The organism is Variovorax sp. J31P207 (assembly GCF_030316965.1).
GTDB classification, from domain to species: Bacteria; Pseudomonadota; Gammaproteobacteria; order Burkholderiales; family Burkholderiaceae_C; genus Variovorax; species Variovorax ginsengisoli_B.
Map to the genome: position 1 here is coordinate 237,999 of NZ_JASZYN010000006.1, position 22,894 is coordinate 260,892.

At 68.9% G+C, this 22,894-nt stretch carries 22 protein-coding genes and 1 riboswitch; of the genes, 16 read left to right on the plus strand and 6 right to left on the minus strand.

Annotated elements, in window-relative coordinates; translation table 11 throughout:
- Positions 1–74 precede the first annotated feature (74 nt).
- A complete protein-coding gene (locus tag QTI68_RS21700) occupies positions 75–1,037 on the plus strand; it encodes a GlxA family transcriptional regulator (protein ID WP_286524359.1) in 963 nt (320 codons plus the stop codon).
- 272 nt (positions 1,038–1,309) lie between these two features.
- Here QTI68_RS21700 and aceA read toward each other — a convergent pair whose 3' ends face one another.
- Positions 1,310–2,641, minus strand: a complete 1,332-nt coding sequence (gene aceA / locus QTI68_RS21705) for an isocitrate lyase (RefSeq protein ID WP_286367339.1) — start codon at positions 2,639–2,641, stop codon at positions 1,310–1,312.
- Between the two features lie 251 nt (positions 2,642–2,892).
- Positions 2,893–3,288: a gamma-glutamylcyclotransferase family protein gene (locus QTI68_RS21710; RefSeq protein WP_286524871.1), complete on the minus strand. Its 396-nt coding sequence runs from the start codon at positions 3,286–3,288 to the stop codon at positions 2,893–2,895.
- Positions 3,289–3,318: 30 nt separating this feature from the next.
- Here QTI68_RS21710 and QTI68_RS21715 point away from each other — a divergent pair, with 30 nt between their 5' ends.
- Both QTI68_RS21715 and QTI68_RS21720 read left to right on the plus strand, forming a co-directional pair.
- Entirely contained in the window at positions 3,319–4,245 is a 927-nt protein-coding gene (locus QTI68_RS21715) for a DMT family transporter (RefSeq protein WP_286524361.1), read from the plus strand.
- Between the two features lie 173 nt (positions 4,246–4,418).
- Entirely contained in the window at positions 4,419–4,844 is a 426-nt protein-coding gene (locus tag QTI68_RS21720; protein ID WP_286524872.1) for an SWIB/MDM2 domain-containing protein, read from the plus strand.
- 79 nt (positions 4,845–4,923) lie between these two features.
- Here QTI68_RS21720 and QTI68_RS21725 read toward each other — a convergent pair whose 3' ends face one another.
- Positions 4,924–6,651 carry a thiamine pyrophosphate-binding protein gene (locus QTI68_RS21725; protein WP_286524362.1) on the minus strand — a complete coding sequence of 576 codons (1,728 nt, stop codon included), beginning with the start codon at positions 6,649–6,651 and terminating at the stop codon, positions 4,924–4,926.
- A 106-nt stretch (positions 6,652–6,757) separates the two neighbouring features.
- Here QTI68_RS21725 and QTI68_RS21730 point away from each other — a divergent pair, with 106 nt between their 5' ends.
- From QTI68_RS21730 to QTI68_RS21770, 9 genes are all read left to right on the plus strand, one after another.
- Positions 6,758–7,405 (plus strand): TetR/AcrR family transcriptional regulator, encoded by a 648-nt coding sequence (locus tag QTI68_RS21730; protein WP_286524365.1) that lies wholly within the window; start codon positions 6,758–6,760, stop codon positions 7,403–7,405.
- A gap of 132 nt (positions 7,406–7,537) precedes the next feature.
- Positions 7,538–8,311, plus strand: a complete 774-nt coding sequence (locus QTI68_RS21735) for an ABC transporter permease (protein WP_286507517.1) — start codon at positions 7,538–7,540, stop codon at positions 8,309–8,311.
- Positions 8,312–8,345: 34 nt separating this feature from the next.
- The gene (locus tag QTI68_RS21740; RefSeq protein ID WP_286524367.1) at positions 8,346–9,350 is read left to right on the plus strand and encodes an ABC transporter substrate-binding protein; all 1,005 of its coding nucleotides are present in this window, start codon (positions 8,346–8,348) and stop codon (positions 9,348–9,350) included.
- A 10-nt stretch (positions 9,351–9,360) separates the two neighbouring features.
- Positions 9,361–10,143: an ABC transporter ATP-binding protein gene (locus QTI68_RS21745; RefSeq protein WP_286524369.1), complete on the plus strand. Its 783-nt coding sequence runs from the start codon at positions 9,361–9,363 to the stop codon at positions 10,141–10,143.
- 8 nt (positions 10,144–10,151) lie between these two features.
- A complete protein-coding gene (locus tag QTI68_RS21750; protein WP_286524371.1) occupies positions 10,152–11,597 on the plus strand; it encodes an enolase C-terminal domain-like protein in 1,446 nt (481 codons plus the stop codon).
- A gap of 34 nt (positions 11,598–11,631) precedes the next feature.
- Complete coding sequence (locus QTI68_RS21755; RefSeq protein WP_286524373.1) at positions 11,632–12,609, plus strand: tripartite tricarboxylate transporter substrate binding protein; 978 nt, start codon at positions 11,632–11,634, stop codon at positions 12,607–12,609.
- 23 nt (positions 12,610–12,632) lie between these two features.
- The gene (locus QTI68_RS21760) at positions 12,633–13,796 is read left to right on the plus strand and encodes a Gfo/Idh/MocA family protein (protein ID WP_286524376.1); all 1,164 of its coding nucleotides are present in this window, start codon (positions 12,633–12,635) and stop codon (positions 13,794–13,796) included.
- A gap of 13 nt (positions 13,797–13,809) precedes the next feature.
- Positions 13,810–14,997 carry a dihydrodipicolinate synthase family protein gene (locus QTI68_RS21765; RefSeq protein WP_286524379.1) on the plus strand — a complete coding sequence of 396 codons (1,188 nt, stop codon included), beginning with the start codon at positions 13,810–13,812 and terminating at the stop codon, positions 14,995–14,997.
- An 8-nt stretch (positions 14,998–15,005) separates the two neighbouring features.
- Positions 15,006–15,884 (plus strand): sugar phosphate isomerase/epimerase family protein, encoded by an 879-nt coding sequence (locus QTI68_RS21770; RefSeq protein WP_286524381.1) that lies wholly within the window; start codon positions 15,006–15,008, stop codon positions 15,882–15,884.
- A 6-nt stretch (positions 15,885–15,890) separates the two neighbouring features.
- Here the strand turns inward: QTI68_RS21770 and QTI68_RS21775 are convergent, their stop codons facing one another.
- Positions 15,891–16,451 (minus strand): hypothetical protein, encoded by a 561-nt coding sequence (locus QTI68_RS21775; RefSeq protein ID WP_286524384.1) that lies wholly within the window; start codon positions 16,449–16,451, stop codon positions 15,891–15,893.
- A gap of 98 nt (positions 16,452–16,549) precedes the next feature.
- Here QTI68_RS21775 and QTI68_RS21780 point away from each other — a divergent pair, with 98 nt between their 5' ends.
- The 3 genes from QTI68_RS21780 to QTI68_RS21790 all read left to right on the plus strand — a co-directional run bounded on the left by QTI68_RS21780 (position 16,550) and on the right by QTI68_RS21790 (position 19,091).
- Positions 16,550–17,125: an NnrU family protein gene (locus QTI68_RS21780; RefSeq protein ID WP_286524386.1), complete on the plus strand. Its 576-nt coding sequence runs from the start codon at positions 16,550–16,552 to the stop codon at positions 17,123–17,125.
- Positions 17,126–17,132: 7 nt separating this feature from the next.
- Positions 17,133–18,227: a DNA glycosylase AlkZ-like family protein gene (locus QTI68_RS21785; protein WP_286524388.1), complete on the plus strand. Its 1,095-nt coding sequence runs from the start codon at positions 17,133–17,135 to the stop codon at positions 18,225–18,227.
- Positions 18,228–18,332: 105 nt separating this feature from the next.
- Positions 18,333–18,491: riboswitch (FMN riboswitch) on the plus strand.
- 87 nt (positions 18,492–18,578) lie between these two features.
- Positions 18,579–19,091, plus strand: a complete 513-nt coding sequence (locus tag QTI68_RS21790; RefSeq protein ID WP_286524390.1) for a 6,7-dimethyl-8-ribityllumazine synthase — start codon at positions 18,579–18,581, stop codon at positions 19,089–19,091.
- 18 nt (positions 19,092–19,109) lie between these two features.
- Here QTI68_RS21790 and QTI68_RS21795 read toward each other — a convergent pair whose 3' ends face one another.
- A complete protein-coding gene (locus tag QTI68_RS21795; protein ID WP_286524393.1) occupies positions 19,110–20,357 on the minus strand; it encodes an MFS transporter in 1,248 nt (415 codons plus the stop codon).
- 89 nt (positions 20,358–20,446) lie between these two features.
- On the opposite strand from QTI68_RS21795, the gene QTI68_RS21800 reads away from it, so the two are divergent.
- On the plus strand, positions 20,447–21,301 hold the full coding sequence (locus QTI68_RS21800; protein WP_286524395.1) for an AraC family transcriptional regulator: 855 nt from the start codon (positions 20,447–20,449) through the stop codon (positions 21,299–21,301).
- A gap of 158 nt (positions 21,302–21,459) precedes the next feature.
- Here QTI68_RS21800 and QTI68_RS21805 read toward each other — a convergent pair whose 3' ends face one another.
- Positions 21,460–22,857: a coniferyl aldehyde dehydrogenase gene (locus QTI68_RS21805; RefSeq protein WP_286524398.1), complete on the minus strand. Its 1,398-nt coding sequence runs from the start codon at positions 22,855–22,857 to the stop codon at positions 21,460–21,462.
- Positions 22,858–22,894: the final 37 nt, after the last annotated feature.

Genomic DNA, 22,894 nt, shown 5'->3' on the forward strand with positions numbered 1-22,894 from the left:
ACCGGCGTTCACTCTAGGCCCCGCCACGGATTCGCCCTATTGGCATTTTTGACATCTTTGCTATCGTTATTGCCATGAAAATCAACATCCTCGCACTCGATGGCGTGTTCGATACCGGGCTGGCGACGGTGCAGGACGTCTTCGGCACCGCCAACGAGCTGGCCGGCATGCTCGGCCTCGCGGTGCCGCCGTTCGAGGTCGTGCTGGTCGGCATGCGGCGGAAGGTGCGCACCGCGCAGGGGCTCGGCGTGCCGGTGCTGCCGGCCGGCCAGGCAGGCACGCCCGACTGGACCGTGATTCCGGCGATCGGCGAGAAGATGCCCGACGGGCTCCAGGTGGCGCTGCAGCGGCGCGACATCGCCGACGCCACGGCCGCGCTGCGCGAGCAATCGGCGGGCGGCGTGCGGATCGCCGCCGCCTGCATCGGCACCTTCGTGCTGGCCGAATCGGGTCTGCTCGATGGCCAGGGCGCGACCACCACGTGGTGGCTGTCGAACCTGTTCCGCCAGCGCTATCCGGCGGTCCGGCTCGAAGAGTCTCGCATGCTGGTCAGCTCCGGCGCCTTCGTCACCGCGGGCGCCGCGCTGAGCCATGTCGACATGGCGCTGCTGCTGGTGCGACAGGCCAGCCCCGAGCTCGCCGCGCTGGTGGCGAAGTACCTGATCGTCGACTCGCGGCCCTCGCAGTCCGCCTATGTCATCACCGATCACCTGAGCCACTCGGATGCGACCGTCGAGCGCTTCGAGCGCTGGGCCCGCGGCCGGCTCGCGGAGGGCTTCTCGCTCGACGAGGCCGCGAGCGCCGCCGGCACCAGCAAGCGCACGCTGGCGCGCCGCATGCAGCAGGTGCTCGGCAAGACGCCGCTGTCGTACTTCCAGGACCTGCGGGTCGAGCGCGCCGTGCACCTCCTGAAGACCAGCGACAAGAGCCTGGAGCAGATCGCGACGCTGGTGGGCTATGCCGAAGGCGTCACCTTGCGCGCCTTGCTGCGCCAGCGGCTGGGCCGCGGGGTGCGCGATCTGCGCACGGCGGACTAGTTCGATTCCTGGGTCGGGGCGGGCTCACGCCGACGGTGTGCGCCATCACGGCCGTCGTTCATTGGCTGGAACCACCTCCTGCTACCCGTGCCGAGGGCACCGGGTGGCCCCCGCAGCGAAATAAAGGAGGAGCCGAAGGCGGGGGACATTCGCGGAGGGGGCCACCCGGTGCCCTCGGCACGCACCCCGGAGTTCCTGGATGCCCCCCACCAAGACAAAAAAAGCCCCGCGTGATCGCTCACGCGGGGCTGTCAATCAGCGACCGTCAGCTCTCAGTGGAACTGCTCTTCCTCGGTCGAACCGGTCAGCGCCTTGACGCTGGACGAGCCGCCCTGGATCACGGTGGTGACGTCGTCGAAGTAGCCGGCGCCGACTTCCTGCTGGTGCGACACGAAGGTGTAGCCCTTGTCGCGCGCCGCGAATTCGGGTTCTTGGACCATGTTCACGTAGTGCTTCATGCCTTCGCCGTTGGCATAGGCGTGGGCGAACTGGAAAGTGTTGTACCAGTTGATGTGGATGCCCGCGAGCGTGATGAACTGGAACTTGTAGCCCAGTGCAGAGAGGTCTTCCTGGAACGAGGCGATCTGCTTGTCGTCGAGGTTCTTCTTCCAGTTGAAGGACGGCGAGCAGTTGTACGAGAGCAGCTTGCCCGGGCAGGCGGCGTGCACCGCTTGCGCGAATTCGCGGGCGAAGCCGATGTCCGGCACGCCGGTTTCGCACCACACCAGGTCGGCATAGGGCGCGTAGGCGACGCCGCGGCTGATGGACTGCTCGAGGCCGTTCTTGACGCGGTAGAAGCCTTCCTGCGTGCGCTCGCCGGTCAGGAAGGGCTTGTCGTTCGCGTCGTGGTCGGAGGTGATCAGGTTGGCGGCTTCGGCATCGGTGCGGGCCAGCACGATGGTCGACACGCCCATCACGTCGGCTGCGAAGCGCGCCGAGATCAGCTTCTCGCAGGCTTCGTGCGTCGGCACCAGCACCTTGCCGCCCATGTGACCGCACTTCTTCACGGCGGCCAGTTGGTCCTCGAAGTGCACGCCGGCAGCGCCCGCGGCGATCATGTTCTTCATCAGTTCGAAGGCGTTGAGCACGCCGCCGAAGCCGGCTTCGGCATCGGCCACGATCGGCAGGAAGTAGTCGATAAACTCCTTGTCGCCCGGGTTCACGCCGCGGCCCCACTGGATTTCGTCGGCGCGCTTGAAGGTGTTGTTGATGCGACGGACCATGGTCGGCACCGAGTCGTAGGCGTAGAGCGACTGGTCCGGGTACATGGTTTCGGAGGTGTTGCCGTCGGCGGCGACCTGCCAGCCCGACAGGTACACGGCTTCGAGGCCGGCCTTGGCCTGCTGCATCGCCTGGCCGGCGCTGATGGCGCCGAAGGCATTCACGTAGCCCTTCTTGGCGTCGCCGTTGATCTTCTCCCACAGCTTCTCGGCACCGCGGCGTGCCAGCGTGTGCTCGATCGGCAGCGAGCCGCGCAGGCGCACCACGTCGGCGGCGCTGTAGCCGCGCTTGACGCCCTTCCAGCGCGGGTTGGTGGCCCAATCCTTTTCGAGGGCGGCAATCTGCTGTTCGCGGCTCAGTTGTTCTGTGAGGGTCTGGGGCATGGTCACTCCGAGGGGTTGATTGAGAGGTGGGCGCTGTCGCGTCTTGGGCTTTACTGTAAGTCAGAGCCGGACTCTTATGTCTTATAGAAGACATATTTTTGCATGAGCAAAATCAACAACTTACAGATGTTTTTCTCAATGCAAAATTAATTTTCTCGTATTGAGAAAAAATATTGCAGCGCAGCACCTCGCGTTTTCACAATGTGAAGTGAACTTTTCGCGCGTGAAAACCTTGCGCGCAAGAGGTGCATTCAGTCGCGCCGGAACCAGTCGCCGCTGGCGATCGGCGCCCGTCCCGCGATGCGATCGGGATGGATCTCGTAGACCAGGCAGCAAAGCGCCGCCCCGGCCACGCGCACCTGCACTTCGCGCTTGATGTACTCGCCGCTGTCGTCGGGCCTGACCTCTTCGAGCGCATCCAGCTGCGCCTCGAGTGCCGGCGCGATGCGGTAGATCTCGCCCTGCACCCAGCCCTCGCCGCCCAGCACCGCGCCCGGATAGGCGCCCAGGTCGTAGAGCGTGCCGGCGATCACGCCTTCGCCGATGCGCAGCGGGGCGGGCGAGAAACGGGCGATGTCGTTGCTGCCGCCGGCGCGCAGGGTGCCGTAGACGAAGACATGGCGCGGTATCGGGGGGGAATCAGGCATCATCGAATCATCCTCGGAACGACGCCTCGATTGAACACCGCATCCCACGCACCCGGCCGCCTGGTGGCCTATGGCTGCCTCGCCCTGAGCATGTCGCTGGTCGGCAGCTACGTCGCCCTTTCCAAACCGTTGGTCGCCGCCTTTCCGGTGCTGCTGCTGGCCTGGCTGCGCTTCGGCATCGCGGCGCTGGCAATGCCGCACTGGCTTCGGCGGCCACCTGGAGAGGCACCGATGACCCGCCGCACCCGCGGGCTGGTCTTCCTCGAATCCTTTCTCGGCAACTTCCTGTTCTCGATCTGCATGCTGTTCGGCGTCAGCCTGACGAGTGCGGTGTCGGCCGGCGTGATCATGGCGTCGATCCCGGCGGTGGTGGCGATCGGCAGCCGGGTCTTCCTGCGCGAGGGCATCACGACGCGGGTCGCGCTGGCGATCGCCTGCGCCGCGCTGGGCATCGGGCTGCTCGCGCTGGCCCCGGCGCCGGCCGGCGCGCATGCCGGGCCCGCGGCCGGGGCCTCGATGCCCTGGCTGGGCAACCTGCTGGTGTTCTGCGCGGTGGTCTGCGAAGCCGCCTATGCGGTGATCGGCAAGTCGCTCACCGGACGGCTCGGACCCAAGCGCATCTCCTCGCTGATCAACCTCTGGGGCTTCGTGCTGTCGACGCCCTTCGGCATCTGGTTCGCGCTGCGCTTCGACTTCGGCGCTGTGTCGATCGGCCTCTGGAGCCTGCTGTTCGTCTATGCGCTGGCGGCGAGCATCTGGACCGTATGGCTCTGGATGACCGGCCTGAAGAGCGTGCCGGCCTCGCAGGCCGGCGTGTTCACGGTGATGCTGCCGGTGAGCGCCGCGGTGGTCGGCGTGCTGGTCCTCGGCGAGCGCCTGAGCACCATGCAAGGGGTCGCCTTCGCGCTCGCGCTGCTCGGCGTCGTGCTCGCGACATGGCCCTCGCGCCGCAACTGAGGCCGCTCCGAGGAGAACGGCACCGCTTCTCCCCCTCTGAAAAAACAACAGCTCCCAATGAAAAAGTCGCTTTTTCCCTTGGAAACGCGTTTCTTCTCCTTTAGCATCCGCAATGCCGATGGAGACACTGCTTTTCATTGGTGAAAGTGTCCAACCAAAAAAGGAATTCAACCATGGCAACTGCAAAGAAGGCTCCGGCCAAGAAAGCTCCCGCAAAGAAGGCCGCTCCGGCCAAGAAGGCGGCTGCACCGGCGAAGAAGGCTGCTCCTGCAAAGAAGGCAGCACCCGCCAAGAAGGCTGCTCCTGCAAAGAAGGCTGCTCCTGCGAAGAAGGCGGCTCCCGCCAAGAAGCGCACCCCGAACGCTGCGTTCATGAAGGCACTGACCCCCAGCGCGGCCCTCGCCGCCGTGGTCGGCTCGACGCCTCTGCCGCGCACCGCCGTGGTGAGCAAGCTGTGGGACTACATCAAGAAGAACAACCTTCAGGACAAGGCCAACAAGCGCAACATCAACGCCGACGCCAAGCTGAAGGAAATCTTCGGCAAGCCGCAAGTGTCGATGTTCGAACTGGCTTCGCTGATCGGCAAGCACGTCAAGTGAGCCCGCGGGCGCCTCGCGCGCCTGCCTCAAGAAAGCCGGCAGCCGCCGGCTTTTTTTTCGCCCCTGGGGCGTGTTCGCCCTAGCGTCCCGCGGCCTGCGCCTGGGCCGATCGGGTGATGGCGCTCAGGGTGCCGCGCGTGGTGATCACCTCGGGATCGAGCGGGATCTCGATCAGCGTCCCGGTATCGGCCGCCAGCGCGCGCAGCAGTGCGGCCTCGAACTGCGCGGTCGCGGTCACGCGTTCGGCCGCATAGCCATAGGCCCGCGCCAGGGCGCAGAAGTCGGGGTTGCGCAGCGCGGTGCCGCTGACCTTGGTCGGGTACTCGCGCTCCTGGTGCATTCGGATGGTGCCGAACATGCCGTTGTTGAGCAGCACGATGATGCTCTTGCCGCCGTGCTGCGAGGCCGTGGCCAGCTCCTGGCCGTTCATGAGGAAGTCGCCGTCGCCCGCGATCGTGAAGGCGATGCGGCCGGTGGCGATGCTGGCCGCGATGCCCGCCGGCACGCCATAGCCCATCGCGCCGCTGGTGGGCGCCAGCTGCGTCTTGTGGCCCTTGGCCAGGCCGTGGTAGCGGAAGTAGCGATGCACCCAGCTGGCGAAGTTGCCCGCGCCGTTGGTGATCACGGCATCTTCCGGCAGGTGCTTCTGCAGCAGCTGCACCACCGCCACCATGTCGACCTCGCCGCGGGGCGCGTCGGCCGGCAGGCCGGCCAGCGGCTGCGGTTCGAGGTTGGCGAGGTAGTCGGCCTGGGCAGCCGCGGTCCAGGACTCCCAGGGCAGCTCCGGCGGCGCGCTCAGCACCTCGAGGCTGCGCGCGGCCGAGGCCATGCCGGCATTGATCGCCAGGTCGGCCTGGTAGACGCGGTTGAGCTCCTCCGCGCTGGCATGGATGTGCACCAGCGTCTGCTTCGCCTTCGGCGCTTCGAGCAGCGTGTAGCCGCCGGTGGTCATCTCGCCCAGGCGCGGACCGATCGCGAGGATCAGGTCGCTCTGGCGCACGCGCTCGGCCAGCTTCGGATTGATCGCGATGCCGACATCGCCCGCGTACTGCGGGTGGTGGTTGTCGAAGGTGTCCTGGAAGCGGAAGGCGTTCGCCACCGGCAGCTTCCAGTTCTCGGCGAAGCGCTGCAGAGCCTGCGCCGCCTGCGGCGTCCAGCCGCCGCCGCCGGCGATGACCAGCGGACGCTCGGCCTTCAGCAGCAACTCGCGCAGGGTGCGCAACGCGCCGGGGTCGCTCCAGGCGGCCACCGGCTCGACCCGCCTGAGCGGCCGCGCGGCCGTCATGCTGCGAAGCATGTCCTCGGGCAGCACCAGCACCACCGGGCCGGGGCGGCCGTTCATGGCCGTGGCGAAGGCCCGCGCCACGTACTCGGGAATGCGGTCGGCGTCGTCGATGCGCTCCACGCGCTTGGCGAAGCCCTTGGTGCTGGGGCCGAAGAAGCTCGCGTAGTCGACCTCCTGGAAGGCCTCGCGATCGCGGAAGTCGCTGCCGACGTCGCCGACGAAAAGCACCATCGGGGTCGAATCCTGGAAGGCGTTGTGGACGCCGATCGAGGCATTGGTGGCGCCCGGTCCGCGCGTCACGAAGCACACGCCCGGCCGGTTGGTCAGCTTGCCGTGCGCCTCGGCCATGAAGGCCGCGCCGCCCTCCTGGCGGTTGACGATGAAGCGAATGCGATCGCCATAGGCATGGAAGCCGTCGAGCACCGCCAGGAAGCTCTCGCCGGGAACACCGAAGGCCAGTTCGACGCCTTGCTCGACCAGGCACTCGACAATCAGGTGGCCGGCAGGTTGGGATTGACTCATGGAAGGGCGCCTCTTTCTCTCTGATCTGGATGCAACGGGGATGTGCCGGATTATCCGTTCGCCCCTGCCCGCTTGCCTTAATTCCCCAATTGGTTAAATTCGCTCCATGAAAGCTTCCACCTCGGCCGCCGCCGAACCGCGCTCGCGCGACGCCGACCGCTCGCAGCTCGCGATCCTCGAGGCCGCCCGCGACGAGTTCTCGCAGCGCGGACTGGCCGGCGCCCGCATGGACAGCATCGCCGAGCGCGCCGGCCTCAACAAGCGCCTGATCTACTACTACTTCGGCAGCAAGGACGACCTCTTCCTGGCGGTGCTCGAGGGCACCTACGCCGACATCCGCCAGGCCGAGCAGCGGCTGCACCTCGACGAGGTCGAGCCGGTCGAGGCGATCCGGCGGCTGGTCTCGTTCACCTGGCACTACTACCTCGAGCATCCCGAGTTCATTACGCTGCTCAACAGCGAGAACCTGCACCGGGCCGCGCATCTCAAGCGTTCCGAACGGATCCAGGAAATGAACTCCCCGCTGGTCGCCCTGCTCGACGGCGTGCTCGAGCGCGGCCGGCGCGACAACCTGTTCCGGGCCGGCGTCGACCCGGTGCAGCTCTACATCTCGATCGCGTCGCTGTGCTACTTCTACCTGTCGAACAACGACACCCTGTCGGCGGTGTTCGGACGCGACCTGCGGGCGCCGAAGGCGATGGCGCAGCGCCTGTCGCACATGACCGACCTGGTGCTCGGCTACGTGCTGCGCTGATACGGGTATCTCCTAGTGGCTCGCCGGTTGACGGGCCGACGACGGCGTTCCTAGAATTGCTAATTCACTTTTTGGTGAATTGAGTTGCGCGGCGCCGCCGTTCGATTCCAGGTCAACCCACCTCCTTCGTCGATGCTCCGCAATCTCCTGCTCGCGCCCGCGCTCCGGCCCTTCCTGCTCATCCTGATGCTGCTGGTGCTGTGGGATCTCGCGATCCGCGTCTTCGGCATCCCGGCCTACCTGGTCCCGCCGCCGCTGGAGGTGGTCAAGATGCTCGGCGCCGAATGGCCGCGCCTGCTGGCCGAGAGTTGGAAGACCACGCTCGCCACCCTGGGTGGCTTCGCGCTCACGATCGTCATCGGCATCCCGATCGCGATGGTGATCGCCTATTCGCGCCTGGTGGAGTCGTATGTCTATCCGCTGCTGGTGTTCTCGCAGAGCATTCCGAAGGTGGCGATCGCACCGCTGTTCGTGGTGTGGTTCGGCTTCGGCATCTTCCCGAAGGTGATCTCGGCCTTCCTGCTGGGCTTCTTCCCGGTGGTGGTGTCGACCGTGATGGGTTTCAAGTCGGTCGAGCCCGACATGCTGGACCTGGCCCGCTCGATGGGCGCGAGCCGGCTGCAGACCTTCTTCAAGATCAGCTTGCCGCAGGCCCTGCCCGCGATCTTCAGCGGGCTCAAGGTCTCGGTCACGCTGGCGGTGGTGGGTGCCGTGGTCGGCGAGTTCGTCGGCTCCAACTCGGGCATCGGCTACGTGCTGCAGGTGGCCAACGGCAACTTCGACCTGCCGCTGATGTTCGCCGCGCTGGTGGTGCTGTCGAGCATCGGCGTGATCCTGTTCGTCGCCGTCGACGGGGTCGAGCGGCTGATGATTCCGTGGCACGCCTCGCAGCGCCACGTCCAGTGAGTTCCGTCGCAACAACATCCCAAAGGAGACAAGCATGAAGATGATGACTTCGCTGATCGCCGGCGCCGCAGCCGCCCTGGTGCTCGCCGTGACGCCCGCGCAGGCGCAGAACAAGCCGCAGGACAAGGTCACGCTGATGCTCAACTGGTACCTCTACAGCGAGCATGCGCCCTTCTTCCTCGGCAAGGAGCGCGGCTACTACGCCGACGAAGGCATCGACCTGGAAATCCAGGAGGGCCGCGGCTCGGCCGTCACCGCCCAGGCGGTGGCCGCCCGCTCGGCGACCTTCGGCTACATCGACGTCACGACCATGATCAAGGCCGCCGCCAAGGGTGCGCCGCTGAAGTCGACCGGCGTGCTGTTCCAGGTCAGCCCGATGTCGGTGATGGGCTTCAGCGAGAAGGGCATCAAGGCGCCGAAGGACATCGTCGGCAAGACCGTGGCGGTCACGCCGGGCGACTCGATGTCGCAGATGTGGCCGCTGTTCCTCAAGGTCAACAACATCCAGCCCGACCAGGTCAAGATCGTCTCGGGCGACGCCCAGACCAAGCTCAATGCCGTGACCACCGGCCAGGCCGACCTGCTGCTGGGCTACGTGATGGACCAGGCGATCAAGCTGCAGGACGCCACCGGCAAGCCGGTGACGCCGATCCGCTTCGCCGATTCGGGCGTCAACCAGATCAGCTCCGGGATCATCGCCAACAAGAACCTGCTGACCGAGAACCCCGACCTCGTGAAGCGCTTCATGCGGGCCTCCACGCGGGCGGCCGAGGCGGCCGAGAAAGACCCGGCCGCGGCCGTCGACGCGATGCTCAAGGCCAACCCCAAGGCCGGCGTGCGCGACACCCTGATCGTCGGCATGAAGCAGAGCGCGGCTCTCTATCACACCAAGGACACCGCCAACCAGCGGCCGTTCCGGGTGGCGATGAAGAACGTCAACGACTCGCTCGACCTGCTGGTGCAGTACGGCGGCATGGACGCGGCCACCCGCGGCAAGCCCGAAGACTACGTCACGCTCGACTTCCTGCCGACCAACTGACCTGCTTCCCATGGCCCTGGACACACTCATCGAAGCGCGCGGCGTCGCCAAGACCTACCAGAGCAAGGACGGCCCGGTCGAGTCGCTCAAGCCGCTCGACTTCTCGATCCGCGAGGGCGAGTTCGTCTCGGTGGTCGGGCCCTCGGGCTGCGGCAAGAGCACGCTGCTGAAGATGGTGGCCGGGCTGCTGCCGATCAGCGCCGGCACGCTGACCCTGGCCGGCAAGCCCATCACCGGGCCGCAGAAGGACGTCGGCATCGTGTTCCAGAGCGCGGTGCTGCTGGCCTGGCGCAGCATCGAGGACAACATCCTGCTGCAGGCCGAGATCCGCCGCCTGCCCAAGGCCGCGGCGCGCGAGCGGGCCCGGGCGCTGATGCAGATGGCGGGCCTCGCCGGCTTCGAGAACAAATACCCGTGGCAACTCTCGGGCGGCATGCAGCAGCGGGCCTCGATCTGCCGCGCGCTGCTGCACGATCCCTCGGTGCTGCTGATGGACGAGCCCTTCGGCGCGCTCGACGCCATGACGCGCGAGAAGATGAACCTCGAGCTGCAGCGCATCTGGTCGGCCTCGAAGAAGACGGTGCTGCTGATCACGCACAGCATCCCCGAGGCGATCTTCCTGTCGGACCGGGTGATCGTCATGAGCGAACGCCCGGGGTCGATCGCCGCCATCTACGACATCGACCTGCCGCGGCCCCGGCCGCTCGACGTCATGGGCACCGAACGCTTCGCTGCCTATGCCCGGACCCTGCGCGCGCATTTCTTCGCGCAGGGCCAGCTCGACGCCCACTGACACCTGCCGTGACCGCTTCCGCCTCGCCCAGCGCGCCGGCCGTGCGCATTCTCGCCGTCGATTTCGGCGTGCGCGCGATGACCTTGCGCCTGCCCTTCAAGTTCGGCGCCGTCACGCTCACCCGCTGCCCGCAGGTGTTCGTGCGCGCCACCGTGGATTGCGGCGCGCAAGGCACGGCCCAGGGCTGGGCCGCCGAGCTGATGGTGCCGCGCTGGTTCGACAAGCGGCCAGGGCTGACCCAGGCCGACAATGTCCGCCACCTTCAACTGGCGCTGGAAGCCGCTGCCGCGGCCTACACCCGCGGCGCGCCGGCGCCGGCCTTCGGCCTGTTCGCCCGGCACTACGAGGCGCTGACGATGCAGGGCGAAGCCGCGGGGCTCACGGCGCTGGCCACCGGCTTCGGCCAGGCGGTGCTCGATCGCGCGGTCCTCGACGCGCTGTGCCGCGCGATGAAGGTGCCGATGCATGTCGCTTTCCAGCGCAACCTGGTCGGCATCGGCGACACGCCGCTGGCCGACGACCTGCGCGGCTGGAACTGGAACGGATGGCTGGCGCGCCTGGCGCCTGCCGCCCATCTCGAGGCCCGCCACACGATCGGCATGCTCGATGCGCTCGAAGGTGACACCGTGGATGCGGCCGGGCTGCCGGTCAGCCTTCCCGCGGTGGTGCGCCGCTACGGCCATCGCTATTTCAAGATCAAGCTGGGCGGCGACCCCGCCGCCGACCTTGCGCGGCTCGATGCGGTGCTGGCGGCACTCGACGCCGCCGCGCCCGGCCATCGCTTCAGCCTCGACGGCAACGAGCAGTACGCCGACATGGCGGCGCTGCAGGCGCTGTGCGCCGGGCTGCGCACGCTGCCCCGGCTGGCCGCGCGGCCCGAAGCGCTGCTCTACATCGAACAGCCGCTGCCGCGCGAAGCCAGCATGACAGGCGCGCTGGCGGGGCTGGGCGCCCCGGCCCCGCTGCTGCTCGACGAGGCCGACGGCACGCTCGACGCTTTTCCGGTCGGCCGCGCGCATGGCTGGCGCGGCGTCTCGAGCAAGGGCTGCAAGGGCCTCTACAAGGCGGTGCTCAACCGCGCCCGTTGCGATCAGTGGAACCTGACGGCCCGCGACCCCAGCGACCGCTGCTTCATGTCGGCCGAAGACCTGACCTGCCAGGCCGGCCTGGCCGTGCAGCAGGACCTGGCGCTGGCATCGCTGCTGGGCCTGGTGCACTGCGAGCGCAACGGCCACCACTACGTCGACGGTTTCGGCACCGCCCCGACCGCCGAGCAGCAGGCCTTCGCCGCGGCCCATGGCGACCTCTACGAGAGCGCCGGCGGACCGCCGCGGCTCGCGATCCGCGGCGGCCGGATCGCGATCGGGTCGCTGGCGCAGCCCGGCTTCGCGCATGGCCCCGACCCCGACTTCAACAGCCTGCAACCCCTCTCGCAAGCGCCTGCCCTCGTGTAGCCGCTCGCTTCACCCCCCGCCACAAGGAGACTCCATGCCCTTCACCCGACGCGCCGGCCTCGCAGCCTGCCTCGCTCTCGGCGCCGCATTCGGCGCCACGGCCGCCGAAACGGCCTACCCGACCAAGCCGATCCGCGTGATCGTGCCGTTCGCGGCCGGCAGCACCACCGACATCATCGCCCGCGCCATCACCGACAAGATGAGCGCCAGCATGGGCCAGATGCTGGTGATCGACAACCGCGGCGGCGCCAGCGGCACCATCGGCCAGCAGGCCGTGGCCACGGCCGCGCCGGACGGCTACACGATCATGATCCACTCGTCGTCGCACACGGTGAGTCCCTCGACCTTCGCCAAGCTGCCCTTCGACACGGTCGCCGACTTTGCCGGCGTGACGCCGATCTCGACCTTGCCGAACGCGCTGGTGATCTCGCCATCGAAGAACATCAAGACACTGAAGGAACTGGTCGCCGCCGCCAAGGCCAAGCCGGGCACGATCAACTTCGCTTCCGCCGGCCAGGGCAGCGCCACCCACCTGAACGCCGAGAAGTTCAAGCTGGCCGCGAAGATCGACGCCACCAACATCCCGTTCAAGGGCTCGGCCGACGCCGTGACCGAGGTGCTGTCGGGCCGGGTCGACTACTACTTCTCGCCGATCGCGCCGGTCATCGGCCAGATCCGCGAAGGCCACCTGCTGGCCCTGGCGGTCGGCTCGCCGAAGCGCGCGGCCGCCCTGCCCGAAGTGCCGACCACCGCCGAAGCCGGCGTGCCCGGCTCCGAGTTCAATTTCTGGATCGGCATGATGGCGCCCGCCAAGACGCCGCGCGAGGTCGTCAACCGGCTGCACGACGAGGTCGCGAAGGCCCTCGCCAGCCCGGAGGTCAAGGAGCGTTTCCTGAAGCTGGGCGCCGACGCCTGGACCCTCAAGCCCGAGCAGTTCGACGCCTACATCAAGGACGAGATCGCCAGCAACGCCACCCTGGTGAAGGCCGCCGGCCTGTCGCCAGCCCCCTAAGCCAACTTACAGCGGAGAACCCCATGGCACAACAACGACTCGGAATCATCATGCACGGCGTCACCGGACGCATGGGCATGAACCAGCACCTGATCCGCTCCATCGTCGCGATCCGCGCCCAGGGCGGCGTGACGCTCTCGAACGGCGACAAGGTCATGCCCGACCCGATCCTGATCGGCCGCAACGCCGAGAAGATCGAGGCCCTGGCCAAGGCCCACGGCATCGCGCGCTGGGGCACCAACCTCGACGCCGCGCTCGAGAACAAGGACGACACGATCTTCTTCGACGCCGGCACCACGCAGATGCGCCCGACCCTGCTGGCCAAGGCGATCCGCGCCGGCAAGCACGTCTACTGCGAGAAGCCGATCGCGACCAACCTCAACGAGGCGGTCGAGATCGCCCGGCTGGCCGAAGGCTCGGGCCTGAAGCACGGCGCGGTGCAGGACAAGCTGTTCCTGCCCGGGCTGCGCAAGCTCGACATGCTGCGGCGCGCCGGCTTCTTCGGCCGCATGCTGTCGGTGCGGCTGGAGTTCGGCTACTGGGTGTTCGAAGGCGACCTGCAGCCGATCCAGCGGCCGTCGTGGAACTACCGCAAGGAAGACGGCGGCGGCATGATCCTCGACATGATGTGCCACTGGCGCTACGTGCTGGACAACCTGTTCGGCGAGGTGCAGTCGGTGTCGTGCCTCGGCGCCACGCACATCCCGAAGCGCTGGGACGAGGACGGCAAGCCCTACGAGGCGACCGCCGACGATGCCGCCTACGCCACCTGCGAGCTCAAGGGCCACAACGGCGAGCCGGTGATCGCCCAGATCAACATGAGCTGGGTCACGCGTGTGCGGCGCGACGACCTCGTGACCTTCCATGTCGACGGCACCGACGGCTCGGCCGTGGCGGGCCTGTCGTCCTGCCGCGCGCAATCGCGGGTCGCCACGCCGCGGCCGGTCTGGAACCCTGACGAGAAGCAGACCATGAACTTCTTCGACCAGTGGCAGGAGATCCCCGACTCGCAGGTCTACGACAACGGCTTCAAGATCCAGTGGGAACATTTCATCCGCCACGTGGTCGAGAACGCACCCTACAAGTGGACCCTGCCCGAAGGCGCCAAGGGCGTTCAGCTGGTCGAGACCGCGCTCGAAAGCTGGAAGGACCGGCGCTGGGTCGACGTGCCGGCGCTGAAGATCTGACGAGGACATCGCCATGACCCTCTCGCTCACCCTCCCCGTGGCCGGCGGCGCGCTGGCGCCGTACGCGCTGCGCGGCAGCGCACCGGTGCGGCCGCCCGCGGGCGTCAAGTTCAACCGCATCGCCTATTCGGCGGCGCACGTGGTGGCCGATCCGCTGGCCGCCATCGACCCCTGGCTGCAAAGCGCGGTCGACTGGGACGCCACCATCGCCTTGCGCCGCCACCTGTGGTCGCTGGGCCTGGGCGTGGCCGAGGCCATGGACACCGCGCAGCGCGGCATGGGCCTGGACTGGCCGACCTCGCTCGAGCTGATCCGCCGCTCGCTCGACGCGGCGAAGGACGTGCCGGGCGCGCTGGTGGCCTCGGGCTGCGGCACCGACCACCTGAACATCGACGAGGTCCGCAGCGTCGACGACGTGATCCGCGGCTACGAAGAGCAGATGGCGGCGATCGAGGCGCTCGGCGGCAAATTGATCGTGATGGCCAGCCGCGCGCTGGCCCGGGTCGCGAAGAGCCCGGCCGACTACGAGCGGGTGTACGACCGCATCCTGCGCCAGGCGAAGCAGCCGGTGGTGCTGCACTGGCTCGGCGACATGTTCGATCCGGCGCTGGCAGGCTACTGGGGCACGAAGGACGTGGATGCCGCCATGGCCACCGCGCTCGGCATCATCGCGGCCCATCCGGACAAGGTCGACGGCATCAAGATCTCGCTGCTCGACAAGGACAAGGAGATCGCGATGCGCCGGCGGCTGCCGCCGGGCGTTCGCATGTACACCGGCGACGACTTCAACTACGCCGAGCTGATCGCGGGCGACGGCCACGGCAGCGAGAAGACCCACGGCCAGAGCGACGCGCTGCTGGGCATCTTCGACGCCATCGCGCCGGCCGCGAGCGCGGCACTGGGCGAACTGGCGCAGGGCAACGTCGAGAAGTTCCACGCCATCCTCGGCCCCACGGTGCCGCTGTCGCGCCACATCTTCGCGGCGCCGACGCGCTTCTACAAGACCGGCGTTGTCTTCATGGCCTGGCTCAACGGCCACCAGAGCCACTTCACGATGGTCGGCGGCCAGCAGAGCACGCGTTCGCTGCAGCATTTCGCCGAACTGTTCCGGCTCGCCGATGCGGCCAACCTGCTGGAGCAGCCCGAACTGGCGGTGCGGCGCATGAAGACCTTGCTTGCGCTGCACGGCGTCGACGGGTGAGGCCGGCCATGCGCGACTTCTCGCAGAACCACGACTGGCTGTCGATCAACACCGCGACGATCCGCAAGCAGCGCGGCGCCGAGGTGCCGCTGGACCGGATCATCGACCAGTGTGCCGCGCACGGCATCCGCGCGATCAGCCCCTGGCGCGACCAGGTCGCCGCGGTCGGGCTGGACAAAGTCGCAAGGCAGCTGAAGGCCCATGGCATCGGGCTCTCGGGCTACTGCCGCGGCGGCTTCTTCCCGGCGCCCGATGCGGCCGGCCTGCGGGCCGCGCTCGACGACAACCGCCGCGCCATCGACGAGGCGAAGACGCTCGACGCCCCCTGCCTGGTGCTGGTGGTCGGCGCCCTCCCCGGCGCGCTCGACGGCAAGGCCGCCTACAAGGACATCGGCCGCGCGCGCGGCGAGGTGCGCGACGGCATCGCGGCCTCGCTCGACTACGCGCGCCAGGTCGGCATGCCGCTGGCGATCGAACCGCTGCACCCGATGCAGGCAGCCGACCGCGCCTGCGTCAACACGCTGGAGCAGGCGCTCGACCTGTGCGACGAACTCGACGCCGCACGCTCGGGCATGCTGGGCGTGGCGCTGGACATCTATCACGTGTGGTGGGATCCGAAGCTGCAGCAGCAGATCGCTCGGGCCGGCCGCGAACGCCTGCTGGCCTACCATGTCTGCGACTGGCTGACGCCGACGCGGGACTTGTTGTCGGACCGCGGGATGATGGGCGACGGCGTGGTCGAGCTGCGCAAGATCCGCGGCTGGGTCGAGGCCGCAGGCTTCGAGGGTTTCAGCGAGGTCGAGATCTTCTCGGCGCTGGACTGGTGGCAGCGCTCGGGCGAAGAGACGCTGGTCACCTGCATCGAGCGGCATCGCAGCGCGGTCTGAGCGCCTTCATCGATGATGCGCCCGCAGGGCGGCATCATCGATCCGCACCAGCAGACGGCGCCGGATCAATCCGCTGACCGGACGAATCAGCCACCAGTACGGCGTGAAGTGACGCCGTGCATTGGCGTCGATGCAATGCACGCGGGTTTCGGTCGTCAGCCGCGTGCGTCCGCCGGGCAGCGCTTCGGTGCTGAAATTCAGCACCAGCTTGGCCAGCCCGGGTTCGGAAAAGCCGGCGAACTGCTGCCTCGGGTGGGCCAGCGTGACGAGGCCGTAGTCGCGCTGCCAGAAGCGTCCCACCAGCCCGAAGGCGAGTTCGCGGTCGGCGTCGCGGCCCAGGATCATGAAGTCCTCGATGCCGAAGGCGGGGCGCCCGGCCAGGCCGCTTCGGGCGCCGAGCAGCCGGTCCGGCGCCTCGCGCAGGCGGATGAAGAACCGCGCCAAAGGATCTTCGGCCACGCCCGGAAGAAGCACGGCGTTCAGCAGCGCCTTGGGCGTCGCGCGGGTGATCAATGCGTGCCGCTCGCGGAACTGAAAAACGGGCAAGAAGTCATCGATCAGCGGCATGTTCATCATTCCTGGTGGTGCGGCATTCGCCATCCTGGTCCTGGACAAAGGGTAAAAGACACGCCACCCTCTTCCCGCCGCCATCCGGAGTCCTCATCATGTCCCTTCTCGTCCTCGGCCTCGTCCTGTTCCTCGGCATCCACTCCGTGTCGATCGTCGCGCCCGCCTGGCGCGATGCGCAGGTGGCGCGACGCGGCGAGCGAGCCTGGAAAGGCATGTACGCCCTGGCCTCGCTGGCCGGCCTGCTGTTGCTGATCCATGGCTACGGCCTGGCCCGCCAGGCCCCCGTCGTGCTCTACACACCGCCGACCGGGCTGCGGCATCTCGCGCTGCTGCTGATGCTGCCGGTGTTTCCGCTGCTCTTCGCCGCCTACCTGCCCGGGCGCATTCAACGCGCGGCCCGGCACCCCATGCTGCTGGCCGTGAAACTCTGGGCCACCGCCCACCTGCTGGCCAACGGCACGCTGGCCGATGTGCTCCTGTTCGGCGCCTTTCTCGCCTGGGCAGTGGCCGACCGCATTTCCGTCAAGCGCCGCGCGGTGCCGCGCAGCGTGCCCGGTGCGCCGCCGAGCGCCGTGAACGACATCGTCGTGGTGGTCGGGGGCTTGGGCGTGTATGCCGCCTTCCTGTTCAAGGTCCACGGATGGCTCACGGGCATGCCGCTGCTCGGCTGACGAGCGCATGCCCACTGACCCTACGCTCGACCACCTGCGCCGCTACGCGGTGGCGCGCACCCTCTTCGCGCCCACCACGCTGCCGGCCGCGATCCGGCGCCTGGGCTTCGTGCAGGCCGACCCGATCCGCGCCCCGGCGCGGGCCCAGGACCTGACCCTGCGCCATCGCGTCAGGGACTATCGCGCCGGCGACCTCGAAGGCCGCTACGCGCGACTCGCGGTCGAGGAGGATTGCCTGGTGAACTACGGCTTCCTGCCGCGCGAGCACCTGGCGCTGATGCACCCGCGCGAGGCCGCCCGCCCTTGGGATGCCGAGACCCGGCGCAAGGCGGCCGAGGTGCTGGCCTTCGTTCGCGAGCGCGGGCCGGTCCATCCGCGCGCGGTCGAGCTGCAATTCGCGCACGGCCGCATGAAGAACTACTGGGGCGGCTCCAGCAACGCCAGCACGCACCTGCTCGACGACATGCACTACCGCGGCCTGCTGCGGGTCCAGCGGCGCGACAGCGGCACCCGCATCTACGAGGCGGTGGCCCACCCGCCCGCCGACGACAGCCCGGCCGGCCGCGCCCGACGCGCCGCCGCGCTGGTCGACCTGATCGTGCGCAAGTACGCACCGCTGCCGGCCGCGAGCCTCACCTACCTGGTGCGGCTGCTCGGCTACGGCGCCCCGCACCTGTCGGCACAGACGCAAGCCGCGCTGGCGCTGGCGCGCGAGCAGCTCGCCAGCTGCCGCATCGACGGCACGACCTGGTACTGGCCGGCCGACGAGAACCCGCGCTCGCAGCGCCACACGCCGGACGACGAACTGCGCCTGCTCGCGCCCTTCGACCCGGTGGTCTGGGACCGCCGCCGCTTCACGCTGCTGTGGGGCTGGACGTACAAGTTCGAGGCCTACACGCCGGCTGCGAAGCGGCAGTTCGGCTACTACGCCCTGCCGATGCTGTGGCGGGACCAGGTGATCGGCTGGGCCAACGTCCCGGCCCGCGACGGCCGGCTGCAACCCGCCTTCGGCTACGTCGCAGGCCAGCCGCAGGGCGCCGCGTTCCGTGCCGCGCTCGACGACGAGCTGCAGCGCATGGCGCAATTCCTGGCAGCCCGCTGATGCGCCGTGGCGCGGCCCTGCCCCGCGATGGGGCTTGGCTCGTGGGCGACAGCGCGCAGCGGCCGACTTGCCTAGAATCCGGGCTGCTTCGACAACCGTCGAGGCAAGCGTTCTCAGGGCGGGGTGAAACTCCCCACCGGCGGTGATGGCAGCCCAGGCTGCACGAGCCCGCGAGCGCCTGCGGCGACGCAACTCGCCGCAGGGTCAGCAGACCCGGTGCGATCCCGGGGCCGACGGTGACAGTCCGGATGAAAGAGAGCGCGACCCCGTGGCGGGGTCGGCGCCGTCGCGTGCCGGCCCCTGCCGCGGGTTCGTGCGCCCTGATTCAGGCAATCCTTGCAAAGGCAAACCATGAGTCAGATCAACGACCTTCCCCTCTCCGCCGTTCCGGCCGCCGATGCACCGCGCGGCCAGCGCATCGCCTTCGTGCAGGCGCAGTGGCATTCGGACATCGTCCACCAGGCGCGCGACGCCTTCCTGGCCGAGATGAAGCGCCTCGGCGTGCCGGTCGACACCATCGACGTCTTCGACGTGCCCGGCGCCTTCGAGATCCCGCTGCATGCCAAGCGCCTGGCCGGCTCGGGCCGCTATGCAGCGATCGTCGGCTGCGCGCTGGTGGTGGATGGCGGTATCTACCGCCACGACTTCGTGGCCGCCACGGTCGTGGATTCGCTGATGAGGGTGCAGCTCGAGACCGGCGTGCCGGTGCTGTCGGCGGTGCTGACGCCGCACCACTTCCACGAGCACGTGGAGCACCGCAAGTACTTCCACCGGCATTTCGCGATCAAGGGCACCGAGGCGGCCGAGGCCTGCGTCAAGACCATCGAGGGCCTGCGCCGCGTCGAGGCGCTGATCGCCGCCTGAGCGAGCGGCGGCGCGGCGTCAGGCCGAGGCCGGCACCAGCGCCTCGCGCCGCACCCGTCGAACATTGAAGGCGCTGGCGATCAGCACGCCCTGCACCACCGCCAGCCCGACGATCACGCTGACGTACTGGCCGTGGTCCATGAGGCGCCCGAAGATCAGCGGTGCCACCGCCTGGCCGATGTCGAGCCCGGCGTAGACCACGCCGTAGACGCGGCCCGTCGCATTGGCCGGGGTCGAGCGCTTGACCAGCAGGTCGCGCGACGGCCCGGCGATGCCCGAGGCGAAGCCCATGGCGCCGAACATCACCGGCACCAGCACCGGCGCGAAGTCGGCCAGGGCCAGCACCAGCGCGAGCCCCGCCGCCACCCCGAAGCCGCCACCGACGATGCGCTCGCAACGCGTCGGGTCGGAGGCCAGGAAGCCGCCCACCACCATGCCGGCCGCACTGGCGACCATGTAGATCGTCAGGCACATCGCGATCAGCGCCACCGGCACGTCGTGCAGCCGTCCGGCCGCGGACGGCGCGAAGGTCTGCACCACGCTCAGGGCCATGGCATAGAAGAAGAAGAAGCCGAAGCACATCCAGACCGCCGGGATCTTCAGGAAGGCGAACTCGCCGCCCGCCGCCGCCGGGCCGGCCGTGCCGGTCGCGTGCTGCACCGCCTTGACGTCGAGCGACAGCACGCTCCGGTTGAGCCACAGGACCAGCAGCACCACCACCGCCACGCCGCCGCCCGCCGCCAGCGCGACGCGCCAGCCGAAAGCCATCGCCAGCGGCACCATCATGGCCGGAGCCAGTGCCCAGCCCAGGCTGCCCGTGATGCCGTGCACGCTGTAGGCGTGGCCCAGGCGGGTCGGCGCCACCTTTCGGTTGAACAGGGTGTAGTCCACGGGGTGGAACACGCCGTTGCCGACGCCGGCGACGACCGCCGCGCCGAGCAGCATCCAGTAGCTCTGCGCCAGCGCGTAGCCGAAGGCCGCCAGCCCGAGCAGGCCCAGCCCGACGAACAGAACCGGCCGTGGGCCGAGCTTGTCGACGATGAAGCCCGAGGCAGCCTGCACCACGCAGGAGACCACGAAGAACGCGGTCAGCACCGCGCCGAGCTCGGTGTAGCTGACGTTGAAGGCGTCCTTCAGCCACGGGAACAGCGGCGCCAGCAACAGCTGGCTGAAGTGGCTGACGGCATGCGCCAGGCCGACCAGGCCGATCAGCTTGACGTCGGAACGCACGGTGGGCGCGGCGGGGGAATGGGTGGCGGAAGACATGGATTGCTACAAGAAACTGGCTCGGGGGTCGATCCTAAGCTGGGCCGGAGCGGCAGAATGGCGATACAGAGACAAGATTTGTCGAATTCATGCCGCCCATCGCCGCCCCCTCCGCGACCGACCGCGCTCCCGGCTCCGCGCCCGCCAACAGCGTCGGGCCGCTCACGCCGCACCTCTACGCACCCGATGCGCTGCGTCCGTTGCGGGCCAAGGAGCACTTCCTCAACGCCGACACGCAGGTCGAGCTGCACCAGCATCCCTGGCCGCAGCTGACCTTCTCGACGCGGGGCGTGATCCGCCTGAGCACCGAGGACGGCAGCTACATCGTGCCGCCCTCGCGCGCCCTCTGGGTGCCGGCCGACATGCCGCACAGCATCTCGCTGATCGAGGATGCCGAGCTGCGCACCGTCTACCTCCACAGCTGGCTCGGCCCGGCCTGGGAGCGCTGCGAAGTGCTCGAGATCAGTCCGCTGCTGCGCGCACTGATGCTGGCGCTGGACACCACGCCCGACGGCCTGCCGCCGGCCGATCCGCACGCCGCCCAGCGCGAGCGCTGGATCGCGCCGCTGCTGGTCGACGAGCTCGAGCGCGCCACCCAGATCCGCATCGACGTGCCCTTGCCCACCGACAAGCGCCTGCGCCAGCTGTGCGAGGCGCTGCTGCGCAATCCGGCCAACCGGGCCACGCTGGCCGAGCGGGCGCAGCAGATCGGCGCCAGCGAGCGCACCGTGGCGCGGCTCTTTCGCGACCAGCTCGGCATGAGCTGGCAGCAATGGCGCCAGCAGGCGGTGCTGGCCCATGCGCTGCCGCTGCTGGCGCGCGGCATGGCGGTGAGCCTGGTGGCCTCGGCCAGCGGCTACGCCACCGACAGCGCCTTCTGCGCGATGTTCAAGGCCGCCACCGGGCAGTCCCCGACCGCCTTCCAGCACAAGAAGCGCGGCTGAAGCCGGGCTTCATCCGAGTTGCTGCACCACGCTATCGCGTGACCCGCGACGCATGAAACCGGCGCAGCCAAATGCCAGGGATACCGCGGAACCGGCTTTGCCGGGCCGCTGGTATCGCCCCCTTGAGGGGGAGGCGCCGCAGGCGCTTCGGGGGGGTGTCAATTCATCAGCCGCAGCAGCTTCATCATGCGGCGGAATCTCTCGCCGTAGGGCGGGTAGATCATCGCGCCGGCCGACCAGCGCGACTGCACCAGCACCGCCTTCTGCTGGGTGAAGCGCAGGAAGCCCGCCTCGCCGTGGTAGGCGCCCCAGCCGCTCTCGCCGACGCCGCCGAACGGCAGGTTGTCGTGCACGATGTGCATCAGCGTGTCGTTGACCGTCACGCCGCCGCTCACGGTGCGCGCCAGCACGCGGTCGCGGGCCGCCGTGTCGGTGCCGAACCAGTAGAGCGCCAGCGGTCGCGGACGGGCGTTGATGTAGCGGATCGCCTCGTCGCCGTCGTCGCAGGGCAGCACCGGCAGGATGGGGCCGAAGATTTCCTCCCGCAGCAGCCGCAGTCCGGCGTCCGGACCGATGACGAGCGCCGGTGCCAACTGGCGCGAGCCCGGCGGCCCGGCAGCGGCCGCCTGCTCGATGCGGGCACCGCTGTCCTTCGCCTCCTGGAGCAGCGCACGCAGGCGCGCCAGGTGACCCTCGCCCAGGATCGATGCGTAGTCGGGATTGCCGTCGAAGCGCGGGAACAGCCGCGCCACCGCGCGCTGCCAGGCGGCCGCGAAGGCGTCCTCGCGGCCGCGCGGCAGCAGCACGTAGTCGGGTGCGATGCAGGTCTGGCCCGCATTGAGCAGCTTGCCGTGCGCGATGCGCAGCGCCGCCTCGTCGAGGTCGGCCGAGGCATCGACGATGCAGGGCGACTTGCCGCCCAGCTCGAGCGTGGTCGGCGTCAGGTTGGCCGCCGCGGCCTGCGCCACCTTGCGCCCGACCGCGGTCGAGCCGGTGAAGAACAGGTGGTCGAAGGGCAGGCTCGCGAAGCGCGCGGCAACGTCCGCATCGCCCTCCACCACGGTGAATTCCTCCGGGGCGAAAGCCTGCGCGATCAGCTCGGCCAGCAGCGCAGAGGTGCGCGGCGTGAGCTCGCTCGGCTTGAGCATCACGCGGTTGCCCGCCGCCAGCGCGGTCGCCGCCGGCCCGAGCGACAGCTGAAGCGGATAGTTCCAGGGCGAGATCACGCCGACCACGCCCAGCGGCTGGCGCTGGACGAAGGCCCGCGCGGGCCTCAGCTGAAGCGGCGTGCGCACGCGCACCGGCCGGCTCCAGGCTTCGACGCGGTGCAGCAGCTGCTTGAGCAGGTTGCGCAGCACCAGCAGGTCGGCCACCTCGGTGAGCGCAGCGGAACGGACGCCGAAGTCGGCCTCGACCGCGGCCGAGATCGCGTCCCCGTGCTGGTCGAGCAGGCGCTGCACCCGCCGCACGCGATCGCGCCGCTCGGCAACCGACAGGTCGGTGGTCTCGCGGCTGGCCCGGTGCTGGGCGTCGAAAAGGGATCGCAGTTCGGTCATGGAGGGAATCTACCCTGGCGCTTTCGTATCATCGGCG